The organism is Acidovorax sp., assembly GCF_046339755.1.
Taxonomy (GTDB): Bacteria; Pseudomonadota; Gammaproteobacteria; order Burkholderiales; family Burkholderiaceae_C; genus Acidovorax.
On record NZ_JBKDTZ010000149.1, the window covers coordinates 34,059 to 40,277 of the forward strand.

Sequence of the window (6,219 nt, forward strand, 5' to 3'; positions counted from 1 at the left end):
GACCTGTATGTAGCATCGCGCCATCTTCAACAAAACGTACAGGTCTGTATCGTGACTGCAAACGCCTCCATCCCTTCCTCTTCTTCCAACGCTTCTGCCCGCCCCGTGCTGGTATACGGCGCCGCCGGGCACACGGGCCGCTTCGTGGTACAGGCACTGCACGAACAGGGCCATGCCGTGCTGCTGGCCGGGCGCGACCTGGGCAGGCTGCGGGCGGCCTTCCCCGATGCACCGGCGGACCAACTGCGGGTGCAGAGGCTAGACGGCGATGCCGCCGCTCTTGTGCGCTTGCTGGCCGAGAGTTCGCTGGTCGTGAACTGCGCCGGCCCCTTTGCCGACAGCGCACCCCAGCTGCTGCAGGCCGCCCTGCAAGCCGGCGTGCACTATGTGGACGTGTCGGCAGAGCAGCCCACGGCGCGCGAGGTCTTCGAGCAGTGGGGCGAGCGCTTTGCGGCCGCCGGCCTGTGCGCCGCGCCCGCCGTGGCTTTCTATGGCGCCGTGGGCGACCTGCTGGCCACCAGCGCCACCGGCGACTGGCCTGGTGCCGATGCCATCGACATCCACATCGCGCTGGACAGCTGGCACCCCACCGCGGGCACGCGCAAGACCGGGGTGCGCAATGCGGGCCGGCACATCGTGTACCGCAATGGCCAGTTCCAGATGCCACCCGCCGTGCCGCCGCGCAAGAACTGGGCTTTTGCCGCGCCCTTTGGCGAGCAGGATGTCGTGGGATTTTCGAGCGCCGATGCGGTGACCATTGCCCACCACATCCGCGTGCCCGACGTGCCGGCGTGGATGAACGAAACCCCACTCACCGAGTTGCGCGCACCCGGCACGCCTGCGCCCGTGGCGGTGGACGCGTCGGGTCGTTCGGCCCAGCGCTTCCTGGTCGAGGTGGTGGTGCGCCGGGGCAGTGAGGAACGCCACGCCAGCGCCAGCGGGCAGGACATCTATGCCATCACCGGCCCGCTGGCTGCGCAGGCGGTGGGGCGCATCCTGGCGGCCGATGGGGCGCTGACCGGGGCCCTGTCGGCGGGGCAATTGGGGGACGCGCGCTCGTTCCTGCAGGCACTGGCGCCTGGGTACCTGCAACTGGTGTTCGCGGGCTGATCTGGCTGATTCCCTGGCCGCATGCACGCGGCGGCTCGCAGCCTGCTCAGCGGGAGCTTGGCCCCGTCAGCGCGCCGGGCAAGCGGCCCAGTGACGCAAAGACATGCTGCTGCGCCAGGACGAGTGCCATGTAGCCCACCAGCTCCATCCATTCTTCAAATACCACATCGTGGCCCAGGAAAACCTGCTCGACGGGCAGTCCCAGCAGGTGGCCGTCGGCATAGGTGCTGCCCAGCGCGGCGATCAGCAGGATGGTGCATTCCGCCGAGGGGACATTGCGATGGCGCACCAGCTGCCAGACCAGGCGGTCCAGGCGAAAGCGCACGATGAGGAACAGCGCAAAGGTGGCGCACAGGCCCACCAGCGGCCGGATGGCATCGTGGTACCACAGCACAGAGGACGAATAGAAAGGCCCGTCGGGCATGACCACCACGGCGGTGCCGAGCGCCGCGCCCCAGCTCAGCTCGCGCGCGATCATCAGGAACCAGGTGAGCGCCGCGAGAATGCCAAAGGCGTGGGTGGCGGATGTGCGGCGCTTGCGCCCGCCGGCCATTGCAAAGCACATGGCCGCCAGCCCGCCGCCCAGAAGCACCAGGGCCTGGCTGTTCTCGATCCAGCTGTTCTCCCAGCCCGCCGACACGGGCAGGCGGATCGCAATGGAGTACCCCAGCACCAGGGCCAGGCACAGACTGGCCAGCAGCATGCGCCGTTGCCAGGATGCGCCCACGCTCCAGCCTGCGTGCCGCCCTGGCACGACCACCCCGTGTCCATCCGTCACAGGCCGCTCCTGCAGGGAAGGGGGTTCGTCGTGAAAAATACTTTTGTAATAAATAGGGTGTAAGCGCATTCCATCAAGCCTAGTCTCGCACGTTCGCTGGCGAAGTGCATTGCAAGGGGCTTGGCTTAGAACAGGTTCTTCGGTCATGGGCTGTGGGTTGGCCGCAACGGCCAGCCCGTGCGCGGCCACGCCTTGATCGGCCGTTGAGCGCCCCAGTGTCCCTGCGGCGTGCCGTGGAACTGGGCTTGGTTTCTGGGGCCGGCCCATGCGATCATTCCGCGCGATGACTACCAATGGAGTTGCAGCGTGAACGAGATGGTCAAGGTGGAACCCCAGGCTGTGCCGCAGGCCGCTTCGGGCCTGGACGGTATTGAATGCGTCGTGGCCGAGCCGCTGCGCTTCAAGGCCAAGCTGGCCATCGGCGAGAACGCATACGCATCGCTGCGCATGGTGAACCGCGGGCGTGAGCTGTGGGATGTGCTGGGCGCGGCCGGTGCCGGGGCCGCCATCGCCAAGTCCAGCATGGTGGCGTCAGCGTTCTTTGCGCCTTCGGGCGTGGTCGGGGCGCTGGGGGTGGGCGCAGCGGCCACGCCGGTGGGCTGGGTGGCTCTGGCGGCGCTGGCCTCGGGTGGGGCGTGCTACGGCATGTACCGCTGGCTGGGGGCTTCCAAGGGCAGCCGGGTCATCGAGATCCCGCGCTGCCTGAACACCCCGCTCGACACGCTGGGCCTGGCGCTGTTCGACCTGATCGCGCCGCTGTCGCTGCGGCTGGCCGCCGGGCCCGATGGCGTGGTACCTCCGCAGCGCCATGCCTTCCTGGCCGCGCACCTGGTGGACGAATGGGGGCTGGACGAGCGCTTTGTGGCGCGCGCCATGGCCGTGGTCGAGCCCGGCCTGGCCGATGCCTCGCCCCAGGAACTGGCGCGCGAGCTGGCCGCCTTTCTGCACGCCAACCCGGACTGCAACCACCAGGTCATCGCGGCCGAGATGGGCGCCTTCCTGGCGCAGATGCTGGAGGCCGGCGGAGCGGCGCTGGCCGAGCCCGAACAACAATTGCTGGCCCAGGTGCAGCAGACCCTGCAGACCCCGCCGCCGGGAGAGGTTGCCAAGGTGTGGGCCCAGGCCAAGGGCCATGCGAACCACTATGGCGGCCAGGTGGCAGGGGCTGCAGGCAAGGCGGCGGCATGGACCAAGGAACAGCTGCGGACAGCGCAGCAGATAGGGGAACTCACGATGCGTGGTACGGAACTGCCCGGACAGATTGCGGGTGCGGTGGGCAAGGCAGCGTCCTGGACGAAGGAGCAGATGCCCACCCTCCAGCAGGTGGAAGAGCTGAAAAAGCGCGGTGAGGCGCTGACGGGCCAGGCGGTGGACGGCCTGCGCAGCGCCACCCAGGCGGCGCAGGGGGCGCTGCCCACAGCCGAACAGGTACAGCAGGGTGCGCGGCGCACGGGTGTGCTGGCGCGCCAGGGTCTGGACCTGCTCAAGGCCAAGCTGGGGCGCTGAGCGGGCAGGCGCTGGCGCTGTTGCATGCACCCCTCTGGCTGCGAGAACGTGCAGGGGGCGAGGTCTCGGTCAGATGTAGTAAGCCGCCGTCGCCATGCTCGCCGCAGACATGGTTCCGAAGGTGAGGGTGCCGACTACCGATACCTGAAAATCCGTCGCTGCGCTGGAATCAGCGTCCCAGACGTAGTAGACCTTGCCATTGGAACCAACCATGGCGTCAGCGGTGGCAGAGTTGAATGCAAGCACCACCGCCTTGCCGTCGTTGGCTAAGCTGATCTTGCCGGCTTCATTGGCGGTGGATGTGTTGATGTCGCCGACCGATACCGTGGTGCTTCCGAAACGCACTCCGATGTTGTTGGCGCCATTGAGCAGGAGGGTCGTTGGGTCGTTGGCATGCACCGCCGAAGCGGCCACCGAACCAGCCCCTCCCAGGAAGAAGGTGAAATCGAGCTTGCCGCCGCCCGCCAGCGTGCTGATCGTGTCCTGGCCGTTGATTGCCGCTGTGGCCTCAAACTGAATAATGCAGCCTTGTCCTTGCAAGGTGTCATTGCCGCCACCACCCCGCAGCACGTCGGCACCGCCATTGCTGATGATGTTGTCGTGGCCCACTCCGCCCGTGATCTTGTTGTTGCCGGCGCTGCCATTCAAAACAAGGCTACTCAGCGTGTAGGCGCTGGCATCGATGTTCTCGCTGGTGGTCCCAGTGACAAAGCCTGGACCCCGGGTGTCCGTGGTAATCCAATACGAGGTGATGCCGATGAAGTTGTTGGTGATCTGCAGCGTCTCGCCTGCGGTGGATGCAAAGAACGCGTAGTCGGTGCCACCGCCGCTGGTCACGGTGTCGCCCGCCGCATGCGCTGCGCTGTTGAAGAAGAAGTAGTCCGTACCGGATCCACCCTGGAGAATGTCCGCACCCTGTCCGGCGAAGATTTTGTTCGTGCCGTTCTTCACCCCGTTCACGGTCATCGCACGGGTGGCGCCCGATATGTCGATTGAAGCAGCAGAGCCGCTGCCCTTGTCGAACGACAGGTTGATCTCACTGAGGGAGCCCAGGTTGGCGTCGGACAGGAAGGTCAGCGCATAGGCCCGGTTGCTGGTCTGGTCCTGGACGCGCAAAACCTCCACATTGGTGATGCGATCAAGCGACTGCGTGCTGGATATGCTGAATGCGCTGTTGATCTGGACGATATCAGTGCCGCCGCCGCCATCGATGCTGTCCACCACCCCGGAGCCGGAGATGAACGATGCCGCGTCGTAGTAGTAGAAGGAATCCGCGCCGTTGCCGCCGACCAAGGTGTCCACGCCCGAGCCTCCGGTGATGCTGTTCGTGCCCGCGCCCACGCCCTTGAGCGCCATACTCTGGGTCACGCCCCGCAGGTCGAAGTTGCCGGACGAGCTGCCGTTCTTGTCGCCCGACAGGTCGATGGCGATGACGCCGCTGAGCAAAGCGTCGGAGTTGGCCACTATGCTGTGGGACCGCGTGGTCGCCGACTGCGCCTGTGCATTGATCTGCTCTACCGAGGTCATGCGGCGCAGGTCGCTGGCGGTCGTGAGCGTGATTGCGCCGGTGATGACCACCGCGTCCGTGCCGCTGCCGCCATCGATCAGGTCCACCACCGCATTGCCGGTGATGAATTCGCCCAGCGATGCGTGGAGAAAGCTGTCGTCCCCACCTTCGCCATTGAGCGTGTCGACACCCGCGCCACCGGTGATGACGTCGTTGCCCTCGCCTGCGTTGACGGTGTCGTTGCCAGTGCCCAGTGTGATGGTGTTGGCGCCGGCGCCGCCGGTCACCGTAAGCTTGCCCGCTGCGCTGTACGACAGGTTGCCGTTGGCCAGCGCCACGGTGGCGGCGAAGGCGCCTGCCAGGTTCAGCGTCTGGCCGGCCGTGAGGGCCTGTGCATCGATCGACTGCGCCGCACCCAGTGTGACCGAGTTGCTGGCGGCGGCCAGGGTGAAATTCTCCACCGCGGCGTTCAGGGTCTCACCGCTGGCGAGCGCCGTGGTCAGGATGATCTTGTCGCTGCCGCCCGCGGCGGTGATGCCACCGGTATTGAAGGTGTTGTACTGGGCCGCCGTCATGGTGATGGCGCCGGCCAACGCGAGGCGTTCGACCGTGGTGGTGTTGGCGCCAACGATGTTGGCGCCGTCGGTGGCGGCCAGCACGTCGGCCGCATTGGCCAGGGTGTAGATGCCGGTGACCGTGTTGCCCCCTGTGTTCACCGTGGTGGCATTGCCCACCACGCCATTCACGTTGGTGCCAGCCAGTAGCGTAACGCTGTTCGCACCGCCACCGGAGACGGTGTAGGTTTCGACCCCCGCACGTGCGGTGACCGCGCCGCCATCGGTGATCGTCACGAAATCCGATGCCCCAGCTGCCGTGATGCTGGTGATCCCCTCGTGCTGCTCAACGGTCATCGTCATCGTTCCGGCACCGGTGAACACCAGGTTCTCGGCGGTGGTCGCCAGGCCGCCATTGACGGCGGCAAAGTCGGCGCCGTCCGTGACCCGCAGTATGTCCCCGGCGGCGCCCAGGCTCCAGGTGCCGCTGGCGGTGTTGCCGCCCAGGTTGACCGTGGTCGTGTTGGTGTTGGCGCCAGTCAGGTTCACGCCGGGCTTGTTGGCGGCCACGACAAAGGCGTTGGAGGCGATGCTGGACAGGTGGTAGCCGGCAACGCTGGCGGCATCGTTCTTGCCGTTGACCGTACCGCCGGAGGTGATGCGCACCACGCCCGTGGCACCAGTGACGGCGGAAAGCGCCTGGTGCTGGATCTGCGTCATGCTGACGGTACCCGTGATGTCAAGGGCCTCTGCGGTGGTCGCCA

Annotated in this window: 4 protein-coding genes; 2 read left to right on the forward strand and 2 right to left on the reverse strand. The window is 66.7% G+C overall.

Annotated elements, in window-relative coordinates; all coding sequences use genetic code 11:
* Positions 1-51 precede the first annotated feature (51 nt).
* Positions 52-1,110, forward strand: coding sequence for a saccharopine dehydrogenase NADP-binding domain-containing protein (locus ACK59X_RS12760; protein ID WP_409957694.1), 1,059 nt, complete (start codon positions 52-54; stop codon positions 1,108-1,110).
* A 46-nt stretch (positions 1,111-1,156) separates the two neighbouring features.
* Here the strand turns inward: ACK59X_RS12760 and ACK59X_RS12765 are convergent, their stop codons facing one another.
* A complete protein-coding gene (locus ACK59X_RS12765) occupies positions 1,157-1,888 on the reverse strand; it encodes a hypothetical protein (RefSeq protein WP_409957695.1) in 732 nt (243 codons plus the stop codon).
* A gap of 315 nt (positions 1,889-2,203) precedes the next feature.
* Between ACK59X_RS12765 and ACK59X_RS12770 the strand changes: the two genes are divergently transcribed.
* Positions 2,204-3,394 carry a hypothetical protein gene (locus ACK59X_RS12770; protein ID WP_409957699.1) on the forward strand — a complete coding sequence of 397 codons (1,191 nt, stop codon included), beginning with the start codon at positions 2,204-2,206 and terminating at the stop codon, positions 3,392-3,394.
* Positions 3,395-3,463: 69 nt separating this feature from the next.
* Here ACK59X_RS12770 and ACK59X_RS12775 read toward each other — a convergent pair.
* A partial coding sequence (locus ACK59X_RS12775; RefSeq protein ID WP_409957696.1) for a beta strand repeat-containing protein occupies positions 3,464-6,219 on the reverse strand: 2,756 nt, incomplete at its 5' end.

Bases quoted from the DNA above. Each gene is read 5' to 3' on its own strand.
- ACK59X_RS12770 (WP_409957699.1), top strand. From the start codon at position 2,204: ATGGTCAAGGTGGAACCCCAGGCTGTGCCGCAGGCCGCTTCGGGCCTG.